Here is a 19,065-nt window from a genome sequence, read left to right as displayed (position 1 = left end):
CGGGAGCAAGCTCCCTCGCCACAGAGGTTGTGTACGGCGTTTAAACCGCATCCCGCGGCAACATCAACCCAAGCGGCAACCGCACCCGCGCTTCCAGCCCACCACCGGACCGGTTGCGCAGCTCGACATTCCCGCCATGCATCGAAGCAATCCGCTTCACGATCGCCAAGCCCAACCCGGTTCCCTTCCCGCCCCGGGCACGATCACCCCGGGTAAACGGGTTGAAAATCGCCTCCAGCTCCGACGGATCAATCCCCGCCCCACGGTCCATGACACTCAGCACCACATACGGCGCGCTGGTATCCCCGGACACATAAGCCGCCACCTCAACCCCGCTGCCCGCGTGATGCAAGGCGTTGCCAATCAGGTTGTTCAGCAGCCGCTTCATCGACACCCGACGCAACGGAAACGGCTGAATCGGCTCCAGGCGCAAGCGAACTTTCTCTTCATTCTGGTTGTACGGCGCCGCGACTTCGCGCACCAGATCGCTCAGGTCCACCTCTTCCACCGACTCGTCGCGACCATCGCGAATGAACGCCAGGAACTGGTCGAGAATCGCGTCCATGTCTTCGATATCGCGCACCATGTCGTCCGTCAGGTCGCTGTGGTCTCCCATGAGCTCCAGAGACAACCGCAAACGGGTCAGCGGCGTGCGCAAGTCGTGGGAGACCCCGGCCAGCATCAATTCGCGCTCACGCCCCGCCTGTTCGACGTCTTCCGCCATCTGGTTGAAGGCGCGGTAAACCTCGGTCATTTCACTCGGCGTGTCGCTGATCGGCAGACGCACGCTGCGGCCCTGGCCGAGTTGCCTTGCGGCATAGACCAGACGTTTCAATGGTTGATTGAGTTGGCTGACGAAGATCCACGCCGAGGCGGTGGACAGCAGACCGATAGCGAGGAACCAGCCGAGCACGTTCCAGATTTTCTGGCCGCGCAACGGATGAGGATAAAGCGGCACTTTCAGCCAGCCATCACCCAGGCTTGGCGCCCGGACCCATAGCGCCGGCGGTGAGTGCATGCGCAATCGAACTTCAGTATCGGCACCAAGCTCGGTTTGCATCTGACGCTGGTAGATCTCGCTGTACGGCCAATGCTGCTCACCCTCCGGCACGCCGGCACCTACTACCCGAATCAGGGGAACAGCATCGGCGATTTTCTTGCGGTTTTCTTCATCGGCAGCCCAATAGGCACGCAGCGTCAGGGCGACGCCGTGGCTGTATTGGCGGTCCACCAGCACGTCTTCGTTCATCAACAGATAAACCAGGGTCAGCGCCTTGGAGAACAGGACGACGATCAGCACCAGCCACAGGGTGCGAGAGAAGAAGCTCTGGGGGAACCAAACAGGGGTTTTCATGGGTAACCGCTACATACTTGCAGGAGCGAGCGATGCTCGCATATTGCGGATCGCGAGTCTGCGGGAAAGGTCATCTGACCCAATACCCGCAAGACCCGCTCCTACAAATCACCGATCACTTCGTGGCGGCGCCATCCGGAACGAACACGTAACCCACGCCCCAGACGGTCTGGATGTAGCGTGGTTTGGATGGATCGGGTTCGATCATCCGGCGCAGACGGGAAATCTGCACGTCGATAGAACGCTCCAGGGCATCCCACTCGCGGCCACGGGCCAGGTTCATCAGTTTGTCGCGGGTCAGTGGCTGACGCGCGTTCATGACCAACGCCTTGAGCACCGCAAACTCACCGGTGGTGAGCATGTGCACTTCGTCGCCGCGCTTGAGTTCGCGGGTGGCCAGGGACAGTTCGTAGTCACCGAAGGTCACGCTTTCGTCTTCGCTGCCCGGGGCGCCCGGCACCGGTGCCGCCTGACGACGCAGAACCGCTTTGACCCGAGCCATCAGCTCGTCCGGGTTGAACGGCTTGGCCAGGTAATCGTCGGCGCCCAGTTCCAGGCCCTTGATGCGGCTAAGCTCATCGCCCTTGGCCGTCAGCATGATGATCGGAATCTGATTGTTCGCCGTGCGCAGGCGGCGGCAAGCGGTCAGGCCGTCTTCGCCGGGCAGCATCAGGTCGAGGACGACCAGGTTGAACACCTCACGCGCCAGCAGGCGGTCCATTTGTTCGGTGTTCGGTACGGCGCGGGCACGGTAGCCCTTGCTGACGAAAAAGCGTTCCAGCAGGCTGCTCAGCCCAGGATCGTCGTCAACAATAAGAATTTTTTCGCCTTCAGCAATGTTTGCAGTGCTGCTCATTGGATGCTCCTTTGATCTCGGCGCGCATTATGGCGTAGCTGCCGTTATACGCACCGTGTGCATTGTTAGCAGATTTTTCCTTCACCGCCAGAAAACCGGGCATTGTGCCTACAACCAGCGATGCCCCCGAATGGACAGAACGCTGGTTATAATGCGCGGCCTTTTGTGTCAGGCAACGTCTGATCGTTACTGTAAGCAGCCGCTTTTTTTTCATGGCGCTGGCAGTAATTGTTCGATTTCACGGGTCAACGGGAAGCCTGTTGGCTCAGGTAGCGGCGCACGCCAGGCCGCTCAACCAGACTCGCCGAGCCCTTATCCCTGCGCCTGCGAGCCTGCTTTCACAATTTGTCAGGTGGTTTTATGGACAGCATCAACAGCCGCATCGCCGAGGAACTCGGTGTACGCCCACAACAGGTCGAAGCGGCCGTCGCGCTACTCGATGAAGGCTCTACCGTTCCCTTCATCGCCCGCTACCGGAAAGAAGTGACCGGCAGCCTCGATGACATCCAGTTGCGTCATCTGGAAGAGCGTCTGCGCTACCTGCGAGAACTCGACGAACGGCGGATCAGCATCCTCGCCAGCATTCAAGAGCAGGGCAAACTGACCCCGCAACTCGAACGCGACATCAAACTCGCCGACACCAAGACCCGCCTCGAAGACTTGTACCTGCCGTACAAGCAGAAGCGCCGCACCAAGGGCCAGATCGCCCTGGAAGCCGGCCTCGGCGAGCTGGCCGACGGCCTGTTCAACGACCCGACCCTGGCGCCAGACGCCGAAGCCGCGCGCTTCATCGATGCCAAAAAAGGCGTGGCCGATGTGAAAGCCGCCCTTGAAGGCGCCAAATACATCCTCATGGAGCGTTTCGCCGAAGACGCTGGCCTGCTGGACAAGTTGCGCAACTACCTCAAGCAGGAAGCCACCCTCAGTGCCCGCGTGATCGCCGGCAAGGAAGAGGAAGGCGCCAAGTTCCGCGACTACTTCGAACACGACGAACCGCTGAAAAGCATGCCGTCGCACCGCGCGCTGGCGATTTTCCGTGGCCGCAACGAAGGCATTCTGAGCTCGGCGCTGAAAGTCGGCGACGAACTGCCGGGCGCCATGCACCCGTGCGAAGGCATGATCGGCCAGCAATTCGGCATTCAGAACCAGAACCGCGCCGCCGACAAATGGCTGGGCGAAGTGGTGCGCTGGACCTGGAAGGTCAAGCTCTACACCCACCTGGAAACCGACCTGCTGGGCGAACTGCGCGATGGCGCGGAAACCGAAGCGATCAACGTGTTCGCACACAACCTGCACGACTTGCTGCTGTCAGCTCCGGCCGGCCCGCGTGCCACATTGGGTCTCGACCCGGGCCTGCGCACCGGTTGCAAGGTCGCCGTGGTCGATGCCACCGGCAAGCTGCTGGATCACGCCACGGTTTACCCGCACGTACCACACAACAAGTGGGACCAGACCCTCGCCGTGCTCGCCGCCCTGTGCGCCAAGCATTCGGTGGACCTGATTGCCATCGGCAACGGCACCGCCAGCCGTGAAACCGACAAGCTGGCCGCTGAACTGATCAAAAAATACCCAGCGATGAAGATGACTAAAGTCATGGTCTCCGAGGCCGGTGCATCGGTGTACTCGGCGTCGGAACTGGCCTCCAAGGAATTCCCGGACCTCGACGTGTCGATCCGTGGCGCGGTGTCGATTGCCCGTCGCTTGCAGGATCCGCTGGCTGAGCTGGTGAAGATCGATCCAAAATCCATCGGCGTCGGCCAATACCAGCACGACGTGTCTCAGCTGAAGCTGGCACGCGGCCTGGACGCGGTGGTCGAGGACTGCGTGAACGCCGTGGGCGTCGACGTCAACACCGCTTCCGTGGCGCTGCTGGCCCGTATCTCCGGCCTCAACGCGACCCTGGCGCAGAACATCGTCAGCCACCGCGACGAGCACGGCGCCTTCAAAACCCGTGCGGCGTTGAAGAAAGTCGCGCGTCTGGGCGAAAAAACCTTCGAACAGGCTGCGGGCTTCCTGCGGGTCATGAACGGTGACAACCCATTGGATTCGTCCGCGGTTCACCCGGAAGCCTATCCGCTGGTGCAGCGCATTGCCGCTGAAACCGACCGTGACATTCGCTCGCTGATCGGCGACGCGAGCTTCCTCAAGCGTCTCGATCCGAAGAAGTACACCGACGAAACGTTCGGTCTGCCGACGGTCACCGACATTCTGCAAGAGCTGGAAAAACCCGGTCGCGACCCACGTCCCGAGTTCAAGACCGCCGAGTTCCAGGAAGGCGTCGAAGACCTCAAGGACCTGCAACTGGGGATGATCCTCGAAGGTGTGGTAACGAACGTGACCAACTTCGGCGCCTTCGTCGACATCGGCGTGCATCAGGACGGTTTGGTACACATTTCCGCGCTGTCGGAGAAGTTCATCAAGGATCCGCGCGAAGCGGTGAAGGCCGGTGATGTGGTCAAGGTGAAGGTCATGGAAGTCGACATCCCGCGCAAACGCGTTGGCCTGTCGATGCGCATGAGCGATACTCCGGGCGAGAAAATCGACGGTGCCCGTGGCGCGCGTCCGGGTTCGGCACCACGCCAATCCCAGAACACCGCACCGCGCAAGGAAACCACGGCAGCGGCCCCAGCCAACAACGCCATGGCCTCGCTGTTCGCTAACGCCAAACAGTTGAAAAAACGCTGATGGATATCCCGGCTAGCTTGACCGAAAGCGCGTTTTTCAAGCTGCTGGGATGTCGCTTGCACAGTCTGGAAACCGGGGTGGCGCAAGTCGCCCTGGCGCTTGAGCCAGAACTGCGCAATCGCGGCGGCAAACTGCACGGCGGCGCTTTGTTCAGTCTGGTGGACATCGCCATGGGGCTGGCCTGTTCCAGCACCCACGGCTTTGACCAGCAGAGCGCAACCATCGAGTGCAAGATCAACTACATCCGCGCCGTCGCCGACGGTGAAGTGATGTGCACGGCCCGGGTGATCCATCCGGGCCGCCGCACGCTGGTGGTCGAAGCCGACGTGATGCAAGGCGACAAACTCGTCGCAAAAGCACAAGGCACGTTCGCTGTCCTGTAGCCCCCGATCATCAATTTGAGTTAATTTCAACGCAAAGCAACCTGTGGGAGCGGGCTTGCCCGCGATGGCGGTGTGTCAGACGACATAAACGGTGACTGACACTCCCTCATCGCGGGCAAGTCGAATCGTCGCACCGCCGCTCCCACAGGAATCGTGCAGTTCTTGAATAATCGGCATATGGCCTGTCAGGCCCGAAAACCAGGCGAAAACGCCAGTTTTAACTTCACCCTTGTAGACCGTCTTGCCCACCCCCATATTGGGGCGACTGACGCGTGAAGGAATCCAACTTGAGCGAACTTCTCAACCGCCGCCTGGCTCTGCTCGGCGAGCGCGCTAACCTCTCTCTGCTCGAACAGTGCCTTCACGGCATCGAACGTGAATGCCTGCGCGTGACAGGCGAAGGGCGCCTGGCGCAAACGCCGCACCCCGAAGCATTGGGTTCCGCGCTGACCAACGAACAAATCACCACCGACTACTCCGAGTCGCTGCTGGAGTTCATCACGCCAGCCCTGCCAGACCCGGCGGATACGCTGGCGAGCCTGGACAAAATTCACCGGTTTGCCTACAGCAAGCTCGGCAATGAGTACCTGTGGAGTCCATCGATGCCGTGCCCGTTGCCGGCTGAGGAAGACATCCCGATCGCTTATTACGGCACCTCCAACATCGGTCAGCTCAAGTACGTCTATCGCAAGGGCCTGGCCCTGCGTTACGGCAAGACCATGCAGTGCATCGCCGGGATCCACTACAACTTTTCCCTGCCGGAAAAGCTCTGGCCGCTGCTTAAAGAGGCCGAAGGCTTTGTCGGCACCGATCGCGATTATCAGTCGTCGGCCTACATCGCGCTGATCCGCAACTTCCGCCGCTACAGCTGGCTGCTGATGTACCTGTTTGGTGCTTCGCCTGCGCTGGATGCCGGTTTCCTGCGCGGTCGCTCGCATCAGCTGGAACAGCTGGACCCGGACACCTTGTACCTGCCGTACGCCACCAGCCTGCGCATGAGCGACCTGGGTTACCAGAGCAACGCCCAGGCCGGTCTGACGCCGTGCTACAACGATCTGACCAGCTACACCGACAGCCTGCGCAAAGCGGTGGCCACGCCATATCCGCCGTACGTCGAAGTCGGTACGCACCAGGACGGTGAGTGGGTTCAGCTCAACACCAATATCCTGCAGATCGAAAACGAGTACTACTCCAACATCCGTCCGAAACGCGTGACCTACACCGGCGAACGGCCAATCCAGGCGCTGGTGGCCCGTGGCATTCAGTACGTCGAAGCGCGCTGCCTGGACATCAACCCCTTCCTGCCGATGGGCATCGACCTCACCGAGTCGCGGTTCCTTGATGCGTTCCTGCTGTACTGCGCGCTGAACGACAGCCCGCTGCTGACCAGTACCAGCTGTGGCAATGCGACGTCGAACTTCCTCAGCGTGGTCAAGGAAGGTCGTCGTCCGGGCCTGCAATTGCAACGCGACGGGCAGCCGGTAGACCTGAAGGAATGGGCCGGCGAATTGCTGGAAAAGATTGCGCCATTGGCGGCGTTACTGGATCAAAGCCATGGCGGCGATGCTCACAGCAAGGCACTGGACGCACAACTGGCCAAGGTCCAGGACTCGTCCCTGACGCCATCGGCGCAGGTGTTGGCGGCGATGGCCGAGCACAAGGAAAGCTTTGCCCGGTTCTCCTTGCGTCAGAGTCAGGTGCATGCGGAATTTTTCCGTAGCGAGCCGCTTTCAAGCGAAGAACAGGCTAAATTTGAAGAACTGGCGCGCTCGTCGCTGGCTCAACAAGTGGAGCTGGAACAGAACGAAGTTGGCGATTTCGATGTGTTTGTCGGGTCGTATCAGGCGAGTATTCTGGCGATCAGCAATTAGTCGCAAGCCTCTGTGGCGAGGGAGCTTGCTCCCGCTCGGCTGCGCAGCAGCCGTAAAATCTGCGACTGTGTTCAATCACGCACCTTCGCTGTTTTTGGGAGTCCTTCGGCCTCCTGCGGGAGCAAGCTCCCTCGCCACAAAAGCGATACACAACTATGCTCTCTTAGAATTTTCCGCTCATAAGGTAATTCGAAAAAGTTATTTATTTTCGGATTCTTATATCATTTAGTCTCCTTTTCACGCCGACTCTCGGTCGCCTGACAAGGAGCTTTCCGATGAAACTGACTTCCCCTCTTCGCCTTCTGGCCGCCGCGTTTCTGGCTTCGGCGAGTTTCCTGGCTCAGGCGGCAGATGTGACCGTCGCCTACCAGACCACCGTTGACCCGGCCAAAGTCGCCCAAGCCGACGGCACCTATGAAAAAGCCACCAAAGCCAACATCGACTGGCGCAAATTCGACAACGGCGCCGATATCATTGCTGCCATCGCTTCCGGCGATGTGCAAATCGGCTACCTCGGTTCCAGCCCCCTGACGGCGGCAATCACCCGTAAAGTTCCGGTAGAAACCTTCCTCATCGCCACCCAGATCGGCGCCGCCGAAGCGTTGGTCGCTCGCGATGGTTCCGGGATCAAGACTGCGCAAGACCTGATCGGCAAGAAAATCGCTGTACCGTTCGTTTCCACCGGCCACTACAGCCTGCTGGCTGCGCTGAAACACTGGAACATCGACCCATCGAAAGTCACCGTGCTCAACCTCACACCGCCAGCGATCATTGCTGCGTGGAAACGCGGTGATATCGACGCCACCTACGTGTGGGACCCGGCTCTCGGCGTGGCCAAGGAAAACGGCAAAGTGCTGATCACCTCGGGCGAACTGGCCAAGTTCGGCGCGCCGACTTTCGATGCCTGGATCGTGCGTAAGGATTTCGCCGAGAAGCACCCGGAAATTGTCACCGCGTTCGCCAAAGTGACCCTCGATGCCTACGCCGACTACCGCAAAGACCCGATAGCCTGGCTCGCCAACCAAAGCAATGTCGACAAACTGGTGAAGCTCTCCGGTGCCAAGGCCAGCGACATTCCGTTGCTGCTGCAAGGCAACGTCTTCCCGCTCGCGGCTGATCAGGTGATCACCCTCGGCGCGCCGACCACCAAAGCCATCACCGACACTGCGGTGTTCCTCAAGGAACAGGGCAAAGTCGAGGCCGTGCTGCCGGACTACGCGCCGTACGTCAGCGCCAAATACATCACCAATTGATCGGGAGTTAACCGCGATGGCTTTGCTACAGCTGGAGCGCATCAGCGCACAGTATCCAGGCAGCACGGAACCTGTGCTGACGGATATTTCCTTGAGCCTGGGGCCCCGGCAGTTACTGGTCGCCCTCGGCCCGTCCGGCAGTGGCAAGACCTCGCTGTTGAACCTGATTGCCGGTTTCGTCGAGCCCAGTGCCGGGCGCATCACCCTTGACGGCGTGCCGGTCAAAGGCCCGAGCGCCGAGCGCGGCGTGGTGTTCCAGGACGATGCCCTGCTGCCTTGGCAAGACGTGCTGGCCAACGTCGGCTTCGGTCTGGAACTGGCCGGCGTTCCCCGGGAAAAACGTGAACTGCGCGCCCGGGAAATGCTCGCGCTGGTGGACCTTTGCGGTTTCGAAAACCGCCGAATCTGGCAGCTCTCAGGCGGGCAGAAACAACGTGTCGGCCTCGCCCGCGCCCTCGCAGCAGACCCTCGGGTTTTGTTGATGGATGAACCCTTCGGTGCCCTCGATGCCTTCACCCGCGAACAGATGCAGGAGCTGTTGCTGCAGGTCTGGCAGCGCACCGCCAAACCGGTGTTCCTGATTACCCACGACATTGAAGAAGCGGTGTTCCTCGCCACGGATCTGATTCTGCTGGCGCCCAACCCCGGGCAAATCGTCGAGCGTCTGAGCCTGGACTTCGGCCAGCGCTACGCCGCTGGCGAATCGGCGCGGGCAATCAAATCCGATCCGCGCTTTATCGAAACCCGCGAACACGTGCTCGCCAAAGTGTTCTCCCAACGCAGTGCCGTCCAGCGGCAGGAGCGCGCATGAGCACCTACGAAATTCCCGCCGCGACAGTGAAATCGAGCTCGACGGTCATTCCGCTGCGTCGCAGTTTGAACACGCGCTGGATCAGCGTGCTGACCCTGATCGCATTGTTGGCAATCTGGTGGGCCGTCACGGCCACCGGTTTGATCGAACCGCTGTTCCTGCCGCCACCCTCCGCCGTGCTGCAAAAAGGTTGGCTGCTGGTGACCACCGGCTACATGGATTCGACCTTGTGGCAGCACTTGGGCGCGAGCCTCAGCCGTATTGGCCTGGGCCTGGGCTTCGCGGTGCTGACCGCCGTGCCGGTCGGCATCGCCATCGGCCACAACCGCATCGCTCGCGGCATTCTCGATCCGCTGATCGAGTTCTATCGCCCGATTCCGCCGCTGGCATATCTGCCGCTGATCGTGATCTGGTGCGGCATCGGTGAGTTGTCGAAAGTCTTGTTGATCTACCTGGCGATCTTCGCGCCGATCGCGATTGCCACCGCCACTGGCGTGCGCACGGTCGACCCGGCGAAATTACGCGCCGCGCAGTCGTTGGGCGCGACTCGGGCGCAGTTGATTCGCCATGTGATTCTGCCCAGTGCCTTGCCGGACATTTTGACCGGCGTGCGGATTGGTTTGGGTGTGGGTTGGTCGACGTTGGTGGCCGCCGAGTTGATCGCCGCCACCAGCGGTTTGGGCTTCATGGTGCAGTCGGCCGCACAATTTCTGGTCACCGATGTGGTGGTGCTGGGGATTCTGGTGATCGCATTGATCGCCTTCGCCATGGAAATGGGCCTGCGTGCGCTGCAACGCAAACTGGTGCCATGGCACGGCCAGGCTCACTGAATATTCATTGTGGGAGCGGGCTTGCTCGCGAAAGCGGTCCAGCATTCAACATCTAAGTTGACTGACACGGCCTCTTCGCGAGCAAGCCCGCTCCCACAACAGCTCGACGCCCCGGATTGAAGAGAACCACCATGAGCCACCTGACCATCGTCCCTTTAAGCTCCGCCCTCGGCGCGCAAATCAGCGGCATCGATATCAGCCAGCCGCTGAACCTGGAACAACGCGACGCCATCGAGCAGGCGCTGCTCAAGCATCAAGTGCTGTTCTTCCGCGACCAGCCGATCGAGCCGCAGCAGCAAGCGCGATTCGCCGCCTACTTCGGCGACCTGCACATCCACCCGATCTACCCGAACGTGCCGGAACAGCCGGAAGTGCTGATCCTCGATACCGCCGTCACCGACGTGCGGGACAACGCGATCTGGCACACCGACGTGACCTTCCTGCCGACCCCGGCCATGGGCGCGGTGCTCAGCGCCAAACTGCTGCCGGAATTTGGCGGCGACACGCTATGGGCCAGTGGTATTGCGGCGTATGAAGCGCTGTCCGCGCCGATGAAAACCTTGCTAGAAGGGCTGACCGCTACTCACGATTTCACCCGCTCGTTCCCACTGGAACGCTATGGCAATACACCGCAAGCTTTGGCCCAGTGGGAAGAAGCCCGGCGCAAGAACCCGCCGCTATCTCACCCGGTGATTCGCACGCACCCGGTAAGCGGGCGCCGGTCGTTGTTCGTCAATGAAGGGTTCACGTCGAAGATCAATGAACTGTCGGAAACGGAAAGCGAGGTGATTCTGAAATTCTTGTTCGCCCACACCACACGGCCGGAGTTCACCATCCGCTGGCGCTGGCAGAAAAACGACATTGCGTTCTGGGACAATCGCGTGACCCAGCATCACGCGGTGGATGATTACCGCCCGGCGCGGCGGGTAATGCAGCGGGCGACGGTGTTGGGGGATGTGCCGTTTTTTCGATAATCAGCCAGTTTTTGTACTGACATTGATGGCCCCATCGCGGGCAAGCCCGCTCCCACAAAGATTTGTATTGACCAATATTTTGCGGTCAACCCATAACCTTGTGGGAGCGGGCTTGCCCGCGATGGGGCCAGAACGAACACCAGAGAATACGGCGCCGAACACTTATTCAGCCGCCGAAGGTTTCTCCCAAAGATTGACCCCACCCTCCTGGGCAAACCGGTCAATCTCCGCCAACTCTTCCACGCTAAAGCTCAGGTTCTTCAACGCCCCGACGTTCTCGATAATCTGCTCCGGCCGGCTCGCGCCGATCAGGGCCGAGGTCACCCGTGAATCGCGCAGGGTCCAGGCCAGCGCCAACTGCGCCAGGCTCTGACCGCGACGTTTGGCGATTTCATTGAGCGCCCGCACATGGGCGATGTTGGCTTCGGACAGGTGAGAGGCCTGCAACGAACCACCGCCCGGACGATTGACCCGCGCATCCGCTGGCACGCCATTGAGGTACTTGTCGGTCAACAGCCCCTGAGCCAATGGCGTGAAGGCAATCACGCCAGTGCCGAGTTCATCGGTGGTGTCCAGCAGGTCCTTTTCCACCCAGCGATTCAGCAGGTTGTAAGCCGGTTGATGAATCAGCAACGGCACTTTCCACTCTTTCAGCAACCCGGCGATTTCACGGGTTTTCACCCCGGAATAGGACGAGATGCCGATGTACAACGCCTTGCCCTGCTGCACTGCGGTAGCCAGTGCGCTGGCGGTTTCTTCAAGCGGCGTGTCCGGATCAAAGCGATGGGAATAGAAGATGTCCACGTAGTCCAAGCCCAGGCGTTGCAGGCTCTGGTCGAGGCTGGCCAGCACGTATTTGCGCGAACCACCGCCCTGACCGTAAGGGCCGGCCCACATATCCCAGCCGGCCTTGCTGGAGATGATCAACTCGTCGCGGTACTGCTTGAAGTCTTCACGCAGCAAACGACCGAAGTTGATCTCGGCGCTGCCATACGGCGGGCCGTAGTTGTTGGCCAAGTCGAAGTGGTTGATGCCCAAGTCAAACGCCGTGCGCAGCAACGAGCGCTGGGTGTCGATTGGCGTGCAGTCGCCGAAGTTGTGCCACCAGCCCAGGGACAGCGCCGGCAGCACCAGCCCGCTGCGGCCTACACGGCGGTAAGGGATGGAATCGTAGCGGTTTTCGGCAGCGGTGTAGGTCATCGAATCCTCTCTTGTCTGTCTTGAATGTGGTATCGACTGCTTTGCAAGTTGCCCAGCATACGCCCGGACAAACGCCGATAAACCTCGGACTCGACTAATTGCTGAAACGTTTCACAGTTTTCATCTTCAGTGCCAGACCCATCGCCAAGATCGCAGCCTTCGACAGCTCCTACGCTCGGCCGCATATCACTGTAGGAGCTGCCGTATTGTGGCTCACTGTTTTTGGACCATGATGTAGGAGTCTCGACCTAAGGAAGCATCATGGGATATCGGGTTGTTAAGGCCGAGGAAAAAGCGGAAGCCATTCGCTTGGTTGTGGAAATGAATTACTCCATCCCTAAAGCCTGTGAGCTAACCAAGGTTGGACCCACAGCCCTACGTCGTTGGGTTCTGAGTTGGCGCCGGGAGCAGGCGGGAATGTTGCAGCCAACTCGGCCACAAGATCAGGAAATGATCGAGTCGTTGCAGGCGAAACTGGCGTTGCTCGAGGCCGAGAACCAAGTGCTAAAAAAGCAATTGCCCTCTCATCTAAAGGTTCTGTTCGGTCGAACCAAGTGATTGATGGCGCTAGAGGGGGAATGTCGGTTCGACGCATTTGCTCGGTGCTCGGTTTTGCCCGCAGTAGCTATTACGTTAAGCGCAAACCTGAGCAGCGCCGCCTAGCCCAGCGCCCCTTGGAGCTTCAAATTCGTGCGCTACATAAAGAGCATCGTGAGGCGCTCGGCGCTCGTGGGCTATCCAAAGAGTTAAGAAAGTCGGGCATTTTCATCGGGCGCTATCGAATGGGCACTTTGATCAAGACCCTCGGTCTGCCAAGGCGCCGGCCACGTTATGCCCACTATCGCCGTGCTACCAAGCCTGCGGTGACTGCGCCGAACATACTTGATCGTCGCTTTAATCCAATCCAGCCAAATACGCTCTGGGCAGGCGATATCACCTACATCAAAGTGAAAGACAGTTGGTTGTATCTGGCGGTGGTGATGGATCTGTTTTCACGCAGGATCGTCGGGTGGGCGTGCTCAAGGACCGCAGACACCGAGCTGTCTATCAAGGCGCTAAGGCTGGCGGTAGCGCTGCGTCGACCGATGCCTGAGCTGCTATTTCACTCAGACCAGGGCTGTCAGTACACCGCTGACCGTTTTGTTGCATGCTTGGCAGAAAGCAGGATCGTCCAGAGCATGAGCCGCCGTGGCAACTGCTGGGACAATGCGGTGGTAGAGCGTTATTTCAGAACGCTGAAACACGATTGGATGCCGCAGGGCGGCTACCAGAATCATTTCGAGGCGGAGAAGGATGTGATGGATTTTATCTCGCACTACAACCATCGCCGTTGCCACACTGCCTCGAACGACCTGCCGCCAGCGCTCTTTGAGCAGCTGGCGGCCTAATACTTCTACAGATTGGTCTAAAAAAACTGGACCGCTACACCGCAGGCTGCGATCTTTTGATCTTCGCGTACCGTCAAACGGCCCCTCCACTGGAGCATTTGGGTCACCCGGAGGATATTGCTCGCGTTGTGTCGTTTCTGGCGGGACCGGATTCGGCTTGGGTCAAGTGGGTTGGTTTAAGCGCAGAGGTGCCTATGCTCAATAAGTAGCAAGGACACCGAGGTGACCCCATCGCGAGCAGGCTCGCTCCCACAGCTAACCGAGCTCTCATCCAGCAATGCGGTTGAATGTGGGAGCGAGCCTGCTCGCGATGACTGCCTCAAAAGCAATGCATACCTGAAGGGCGGAACTCCACCATGCACACAGCAATCATCATCTTCTTCGGGCTGATCCTGCTGGCGCTGATGCTGTTCATCGGCGAGAAGATCGGTTTCCCCCGCCAAATCCTGGCCTACAGCTTTGTCGTGCTGTGGCTGGCGTTGACCTTGATCAACGGCGCGGTCGGCATGGTCAACGCCGGCCAGCCGTTGAGCACGGAACTGGTGGTCGGTAGCGCGGTATTCGGCGTACCGGTGGCGGCGCTGGTGTTGTTCATGGCGATGAGCACTGACGCCTGACAAGACGTCAGCGCCACCCGCGTAGATCAACGCACCAGGTGCAAGAACTGCATGTGCCGTTCGTACTGGTCGAGGATGTCGTTGATGACCTGTTCCTTGGTGTAACCCACCAGATCGTAATCCTGACTGCCCTCTCTCAAATGCACTTCGGCCCGGTGGTAACGGCGGTTGTTGAGTTGCTTGGAACCCATGCCGCCACGGGCGAACGACGGCGTGAAGTAACCGCGCATCTGTACCTGATAGATGAATGGATGCAGTTCGCCGTGACCGATCTCCAGGCTGACGTTGTCATTGGCCGGATCAGGCTGAGCGACCACGTGCAGACCCTTCTCGACGAACACGGCGGTCACGTCCTCAATCGCCGGGCGCACCGTGGTATCGAGGAAGCGATAGACCTCATCCCGAGACGGGAAATGCACCGCCTGACTCAAGCGCTGACGCCATCCACCGCGCCGCGAGCCGGACACCGGCGCAAGGGAATGCAGTTGCGCGATCTGCTTCTGCGATTCCAGGTAAAACGCCTTGTGCAGCCCCCACATCATCAGCAGCAAAATCATCGAGAACGGCAACGAGGTCAGCACCACCGCTGACTTCAATGCATCGATGCTGCCGGAGAACAGCAGCGCGCTGGTCACCAACGCGGTCATCGCGCCCCAGAACACTCGCAGCCATTTCGGCCCGTCTTCATCCGGGTTACCACCCTTGGCGGACAACGTCGACAACACCACAGTGCCGGAGTCGGCGGAGGTCACGAAGAACACGAAGCTGATGAACACCGTGACCGCAATCACGGTTTTGCTCCACGGATAGGTTTCCAGCAACAGGTACAGGGTCATCGACGGGTTGTCGATGGCCGACATGCCGAGCGCGCTCATGCCGTGGTTGAGGACCTGGTCGATGGCGCTGTTGCCGAAGATCGACATCCACGCCAGGGTGAAACCGAGCGGGATCAGCAGCACGCCGAAGACGAATTCACGGATGGTCCGGCCACGGGAAATCCGTGCGATGAACAGGCCCACGAACGGCGACCAAGCGATCCACCAGGCCCAGTAGAACACCGTCCAGCCGCCCAGCCAGTCGCTCGGTTTGTCGTAGGCGTACAGGTCGAAACTCTTCATCGGCAAGGCGCCGAGGTAGTCGCCGATGTTCTGGATCAGAGTGTTGAGCAGGTGCTGGGTGGGGCCGGCGAACAACACAAACAGCAGCAGCGCACAGGCCAGCAGCATGTTGATGTCGGACATCACCCGCACGCCTTTATCGACGCCGGACACCGCAACGATGATCGCCGCGCCCATCATCAACGTGATCAGGCCGACCTGAATCCACTGGGTGTGGGCGATGCCGAACAGGTAGTCCAGGCCCGAGTTGAGGTGCAATACGCCAAAGCCCATATCCGCGCCGAGGCCGAACACCGTGGCGATGATGCCGAAGCCGTCCACCGCGTAGCCGATCGGGCCATTGATGCGCTTGCCGATCAGCGGGTACAGCGCCGAACGCAGGGCCAGCGGCAGGTTATGTCGATAGGCGAAATAGGCCAGCGCCATGCCGACGAAGGCGAATACGCCCCAACCATGCAGGCCCCAGTGCAGAAACAGAATCTGCATCGCCTGACGCGCCGCATCCGCCGTGCCAGCCTCGCCTTGCGGCGGTTGCGCCAGGTGAGTCAGCGGTTCGGACACGCAAAAGAAAAACAGCGTGATGCTGATCCCGGCGGCGAACAGCATGCCGGCCCAGGACAGGTAGCTGAATTCGGGCTCGTCGTGGTCGGCACCGAGCTTGATCTTGCCGTAGCCAGACAAGGCGGTGACCACCACGAAGACCAGATACAGCGTCATCGCGAGCATGTAGTACCAGCCGACCGTATTGGCCGCCCAGTTTTGCGCTTGCAACAGCCAGGCACCGGCCTGTTCAGGTATTGCCATGACAACAACGGCGAACAACAGAATGAAGGTCGCCGCGAAATAAAAAACCGGCGGATTCATGCGGACCTGGCCGCTTGCGGGGGTGGACGATGCACTCATGAAAGGTGCACCTCAAGGGGGTGAAACAGGGCAATCAATAACGGACTCGGCAAAGGCAAGCCTCCTGTTGTGAGCGGGCAGCAAACCGGCGGTTTAACTTGAATGAGCGTTCAAGTTAAACATAGGTAGGGGGCTAAGGACTAATCGCAGGGCTCGGCGGTCGCTTTCCTGTGCTAGCTCAAGGAAGGGGATGACGCGGGGTTGGCGGGATTCGTTCAGCGGGAAATTAGCTAAATGCCATTATTTCGGCCTGACCTGAAATCATCGCGGGCAAGCCCGCTCCCACAGGCTTCGTGTCGTTCACGGAATTACCGTTCGACACAAAACCTGTGGGAGCGTGGCTTGCCCGCGATGGCGTCAGAAAGACCACTAGAGATTCTGGAGCTTACTTCTGCGTCCCATCATCATGCTGCAGATTCGCCTGGGTCAGGTTGCACCCTGCTGGCACGCTGCGAGTCAGCCAGACGTTACCGCCGATGGTCGAGCCCTTGCCGATGGTGATCCGCCCCAGAATCGTTGCGCCGGCATAAATCACTACATCATCTTCGACGATCGGATGCCGCGGATGGCCCTTCTGCAACTGGCCGTCTTCGTCCGCCGGGAAGCGCTTGGCACCCAGGGTCACCGCCTGATATATCCGCACGCGCTCGCCAATGATCGCGGTCTCGCCGATCACCACACCGGTCCCGTGATCGATGAAGAAACTGCGACCGATCTGCGCCCCCGGATGGATGTCGATGCCGGTGGCCGAGTGGGCGATTTCCGCGCTGATCCTCGCCAGTAGCGGCAAGCCGGCGCGATACAAATGATGGGCCAGGCGATGGTGAATCACCGCCAGAATCCCGGGATAGCAGAGCAACACTTCATCGACACTGCGAGCCGCCGGGTCGCCGTGATAGGCCGCCAGTACGTCGGTGTCCAGCAGAGTGCGCAGCCCCGGCAAAGCGAGGGCGAAATCCTGAATGATCTGGATGGTTTTGGCCTCGACTTCAGTGTCGGCCTGGGCACTGTGGCGCGCGGCGTAACGCAGTTCGAGCCGCGCTTGAGCCAGCAACGCGTTCAGTGCCACGTCGAGTGTGTGGCCGACGTAGAAATCTTCACTTTCCTCGCGCAAATCCACCGGGCCTAGACGCATCGGGAACAGCGCACCGCACAAGGCTTCGAGAATGTCTGCCATGGCCGCTCGGGACGGCAACTCTCGACCGCCCTGCTCGCCGCTGGCACGGCCGTTTTGTGCGCGCCACTGGTCGCGCGCGGTACGCAGTTGGCCGACGATGGTCTGCAATTGCCAATGACTGGAACGCTCGCTCACGGTAAAAACTCCTCACGGGCGGCCGGACTGTCTGGCCGCGTTAACCGCGATTACTTTACGGCAACGGCTTGCAGCCGAATTAAGAACCAATAGTGCTGTGTTCAATACTTTTGGTTATAAGCGATTGGCAGTTGCCCCACTAAATACCCGTGCCTATAGTCCTGACATCTTCCCCCGCCAGTACGGACCCATGATCAAACAACAGCTTGCCCGCTTTAACCGCCTCGATCTGCTCGGTCATCCTACTCCCCTGGAAAAACTCGAACGCCTGTCGACCTGGCTGGGCCGCGATGTGTACGTCAAACGCGATGACCTGACGCCATTGGCACTGGGCGGCAACAAGCTGCGCAAACTCGAATACCTGGCCGCCGATGCGCAGGCAAAGGGCGCTGATACGTTGATCACTGCAGGCGCGATCCAGTCCAACCACGTGCGTCAGACCGCCGCCATTGCGGCCAAGCTTGGCCTGGGCTGCGTAGCCCTGCTGGAAAATCCGCTCGGCACCGACGACAGCAACTATGTCGGCAATGGCAATCGGCTGTTGCTGGACCTGTTCGATGCCAAGGTCGAGCTGGTGGAAAACCTCGACAACGCCGACGAGCAATTGGAAGCGTTGGCCGGGCGTCTGCGCAGCAACGGTAAAAAGCCGTATCTGGTGCCGATTGGTGGCTCGAATGCACTGGGCGCGTTGGGTTATGTCCGTGCGGGCCTGGAACTGGCTGAACAGATCAAGGACACCGGGCTGCAATTCGCCGCCGTGGTGCTGGCGTCCGGCAGTGCCGGCACCCATAGCGGTCTGGCGCTGGCATTGAGCGAAGCACTGCCGGATTTGCCAGTGATTGGCGTGACTGTTTCCCGTAGCGATGAAGCTCAACGCCCGAAAGTTGAGGGCCTCGCAGAGCGCACGGCCGAACTGCTGGGCGTGAGCCTGCCGGCGAATTTCAAAATCGAACTGTGGGACGAATATTTCGGCCCGCGTTATGGCGAGCCGAATGCCGGGACATTGTCGGCGCTGAAGCTGCTGGCGAGTCAGGAAGGGTTGTTGCTGGATCCGGTGTACACAGGCAAAGCCATGGCCGGTTTACTCGACGGCATCGGGCGCCAGCGCTTCAATGACGGCCCAATCATCTTCCTGCACACCGGTGGGGCGCCGGCATTGTTTGCCTACAGAGACTTTCTGACTGGATAAAGCATTTCTGTGGCGAGGGAGCTTGCTCCCGCTGGGGTGCGAAGCGCCCCCAAAACCGCCACCGCGGTGTTTCAGTTGAATCGCGGTGAATGGGTTTACGACTGCTGCGCAGCCGAGCGGGAGCAAGCTCCCTCGCCACGAGGACCGCATCCATCGAATATTCAATAAAAGAATAACAAGATCAATATTTAGTATTTTCCTATCTAAAGACAACATCATATAGTCGCGCCGCAGGCGAATTTGCAGCAAGACGCATAAGCTGCTTTAGGGCAGGATATCGCAGTCGTTCAAATCCCGAATTTGCCAACTTTCCTTAAGCGT

At 59.9% G+C, this 19,065-nt stretch carries 16 protein-coding genes; 11 read left to right on the top strand and 5 right to left on the bottom strand.

The window, feature by feature from the left end; translation table 11 throughout:
- Positions 1–40: 40 nt before the first annotated feature.
- Positions 41–1,354, bottom strand: a complete 1,314-nt coding sequence (locus AB3226_RS15960; protein ID WP_367373747.1) for an ATP-binding protein — start codon at positions 1,352–1,354, stop codon at positions 41–43.
- Between the two features lie 115 nt (positions 1,355–1,469).
- The gene (gene ompR / locus AB3226_RS15955; protein ID WP_007903084.1) at positions 1,470–2,210 is read right to left on the bottom strand and encodes a two-component system response regulator OmpR; all 741 of its coding nucleotides are present in this window, start codon (positions 2,208–2,210) and stop codon (positions 1,470–1,472) included.
- 360 nt (positions 2,211–2,570) lie between these two features.
- Here ompR and AB3226_RS15950 point away from each other — a divergent pair, with 360 nt between their 5' ends.
- From AB3226_RS15950 to tauD, 7 genes are all read left to right on the top strand, one after another.
- Positions 2,571–4,895 (top strand): Tex family protein, encoded by a 2,325-nt coding sequence (locus tag AB3226_RS15950; RefSeq protein ID WP_367373746.1) that lies wholly within the window; start codon positions 2,571–2,573, stop codon positions 4,893–4,895.
- Positions 4,895–5,278, top strand: coding sequence for a PaaI family thioesterase (locus AB3226_RS15945; protein ID WP_367373745.1), 384 nt, complete (start codon positions 4,895–4,897; stop codon positions 5,276–5,278). The genes AB3226_RS15950 and AB3226_RS15945 overlap by 1 nt, the downstream gene beginning before the upstream one ends.
- Positions 5,279–5,565: 287 nt before the next feature.
- Positions 5,566–7,149, top strand: a complete 1,584-nt coding sequence (gene gshA / locus AB3226_RS15940) for a glutamate--cysteine ligase (protein ID WP_367373744.1) — start codon at positions 5,566–5,568, stop codon at positions 7,147–7,149.
- 275 nt (positions 7,150–7,424) lie between these two features.
- A complete protein-coding gene (gene tauA / locus AB3226_RS15935) occupies positions 7,425–8,402 on the top strand; it encodes a taurine ABC transporter substrate-binding protein (protein WP_367373743.1) in 978 nt (325 codons plus the stop codon).
- A 16-nt stretch (positions 8,403–8,418) separates the two neighbouring features.
- Positions 8,419–9,213, top strand: a complete 795-nt coding sequence (tauB, locus tag AB3226_RS15930) for a taurine ABC transporter ATP-binding subunit (RefSeq protein ID WP_367373742.1) — start codon at positions 8,419–8,421, stop codon at positions 9,211–9,213.
- The gene (gene tauC, locus AB3226_RS15925) at positions 9,210–10,043 is read left to right on the top strand and encodes a taurine ABC transporter permease TauC (RefSeq protein ID WP_367373741.1); all 834 of its coding nucleotides are present in this window, start codon (positions 9,210–9,212) and stop codon (positions 10,041–10,043) included. The genes tauB and tauC overlap by 4 nt, the downstream gene beginning before the upstream one ends.
- Before the next feature lie 131 nt (positions 10,044–10,174).
- Positions 10,175–11,017 (top strand): taurine dioxygenase, encoded by an 843-nt coding sequence (gene tauD, locus AB3226_RS15920; RefSeq protein ID WP_367373740.1) that lies wholly within the window; start codon positions 10,175–10,177, stop codon positions 11,015–11,017.
- Positions 11,018–11,179: 162 nt separating this feature from the next.
- Here tauD and mgrA read toward each other — a convergent pair whose 3' ends face one another.
- Entirely contained in the window at positions 11,180–12,217 is a 1,038-nt protein-coding gene (mgrA, locus tag AB3226_RS15915) for an L-glyceraldehyde 3-phosphate reductase (protein ID WP_367373739.1), read from the bottom strand.
- Positions 12,218–12,478: 261 nt separating this feature from the next.
- On the opposite strand from mgrA, the gene AB3226_RS15910 reads away from it, so the two are divergent.
- The 3 genes from AB3226_RS15910 (at position 12,479) to AB3226_RS15900 (ending at position 14,222) form a co-directional block, all read left to right on the top strand.
- Positions 12,479–12,775 carry a transposase gene (locus tag AB3226_RS15910; RefSeq protein WP_367372298.1) on the top strand — a complete coding sequence of 99 codons (297 nt, stop codon included), beginning with the start codon at positions 12,479–12,481 and terminating at the stop codon, positions 12,773–12,775.
- A gap of 20 nt (positions 12,776–12,795) precedes the next feature.
- Complete coding sequence (locus AB3226_RS15905; RefSeq protein WP_367372716.1) at positions 12,796–13,605, top strand: IS3 family transposase; 810 nt, start codon at positions 12,796–12,798, stop codon at positions 13,603–13,605.
- 356 nt (positions 13,606–13,961) lie between these two features.
- A complete protein-coding gene (locus AB3226_RS15900; protein WP_367373738.1) occupies positions 13,962–14,222 on the top strand; it encodes a hypothetical protein in 261 nt (86 codons plus the stop codon).
- 26 nt (positions 14,223–14,248) lie between these two features.
- On the opposite strand, the gene betT is transcribed toward AB3226_RS15900, so the two are convergent.
- Positions 14,249–16,204, bottom strand: coding sequence for a choline transporter BetT (betT, locus tag AB3226_RS15895; protein ID WP_185047081.1), 1,956 nt, complete (start codon positions 16,202–16,204; stop codon positions 14,249–14,251).
- A 424-nt stretch (positions 16,205–16,628) separates the two neighbouring features.
- Entirely contained in the window at positions 16,629–17,555 is a 927-nt protein-coding gene (gene epsC / locus AB3226_RS15890) for a serine O-acetyltransferase EpsC (protein WP_367373737.1), read from the bottom strand.
- A 190-nt stretch (positions 17,556–17,745) separates the two neighbouring features.
- On the opposite strand from epsC, the gene AB3226_RS15885 reads away from it, so the two are divergent.
- On the top strand, positions 17,746–18,744 hold the full coding sequence (locus AB3226_RS15885) for a D-cysteine desulfhydrase (RefSeq protein WP_367373736.1): 999 nt from the start codon (positions 17,746–17,748) through the stop codon (positions 18,742–18,744).
- The last annotated feature ends 321 nt before the right edge of the window (positions 18,745–19,065 follow it).

This window comes from Pseudomonas lini, from assembly GCF_964063345.1.
GTDB lineage: Bacteria > Pseudomonadota > Gammaproteobacteria > Pseudomonadales > Pseudomonadaceae > Aquipseudomonas > Aquipseudomonas lini_B.
The sequence above is the reverse complement of the archived record's forward strand: the minus strand, read 5'-3'. Positions and strand labels throughout refer to the sequence as shown.

What these genes read in the sequence shown, in the direction of transcription:
- AB3226_RS15905 (WP_367372716.1), top strand. Translation starts at nt 12,796, where the DNA reads ATGTCGGTTCGACGCATTTGCTCGGTGCTCGGTTTTGCCCGCAGTAGC.
- AB3226_RS15910 (WP_367372298.1), top strand. Translation starts at nt 12,479, where the DNA reads ATGGGATATCGGGTTGTTAAGGCCGAGGAAAAAGCGGAAGCCATTCGC.
- tauB (WP_367373742.1), top strand. Translation starts at nt 8,419, where the DNA reads ATGGCTTTGCTACAGCTGGAGCGCATCAGCGCACAGTATCCAGGCAGC.
- tauC (WP_367373741.1), top strand. Translation starts at nt 9,210, where the DNA reads ATGAGCACCTACGAAATTCCCGCCGCGACAGTGAAATCGAGCTCGACG.
- AB3226_RS15885 (WP_367373736.1), top strand. Translation starts at nt 17,746, where the DNA reads ATGATCAAACAACAGCTTGCCCGCTTTAACCGCCTCGATCTGCTCGGT.
- tauD (WP_367373740.1), top strand. Translation starts at nt 10,175, where the DNA reads ATGAGCCACCTGACCATCGTCCCTTTAAGCTCCGCCCTCGGCGCGCAA.
- AB3226_RS15945 (WP_367373745.1), top strand. Translation starts at nt 4,895, where the DNA reads ATGGATATCCCGGCTAGCTTGACCGAAAGCGCGTTTTTCAAGCTGCTG.
- AB3226_RS15950 (WP_367373746.1), top strand. Translation starts at nt 2,571, where the DNA reads ATGGACAGCATCAACAGCCGCATCGCCGAGGAACTCGGTGTACGCCCA.
- ompR (WP_007903084.1), bottom strand. Translation starts at nt 2,210, where the DNA reads ATGAGCAGCACTGCAAACATTGCTGAAGGCGAAAAAATTCTTATTGTT.
- mgrA (WP_367373739.1), bottom strand. Translation starts at nt 12,217, where the DNA reads ATGACCTACACCGCTGCCGAAAACCGCTACGATTCCATCCCTTACCGC.
- AB3226_RS15900 (WP_367373738.1), top strand. Translation starts at nt 13,962, where the DNA reads ATGCACACAGCAATCATCATCTTCTTCGGGCTGATCCTGCTGGCGCTG.
- tauA (WP_367373743.1), top strand. Translation starts at nt 7,425, where the DNA reads ATGAAACTGACTTCCCCTCTTCGCCTTCTGGCCGCCGCGTTTCTGGCT.
- AB3226_RS15960 (WP_367373747.1), bottom strand. Translation starts at nt 1,354, where the DNA reads ATGAAAACCCCTGTTTGGTTCCCCCAGAGCTTCTTCTCTCGCACCCTG.
- betT (WP_185047081.1), bottom strand. Translation starts at nt 16,204, where the DNA reads ATGAATCCGCCGGTTTTTTATTTCGCGGCGACCTTCATTCTGTTGTTC.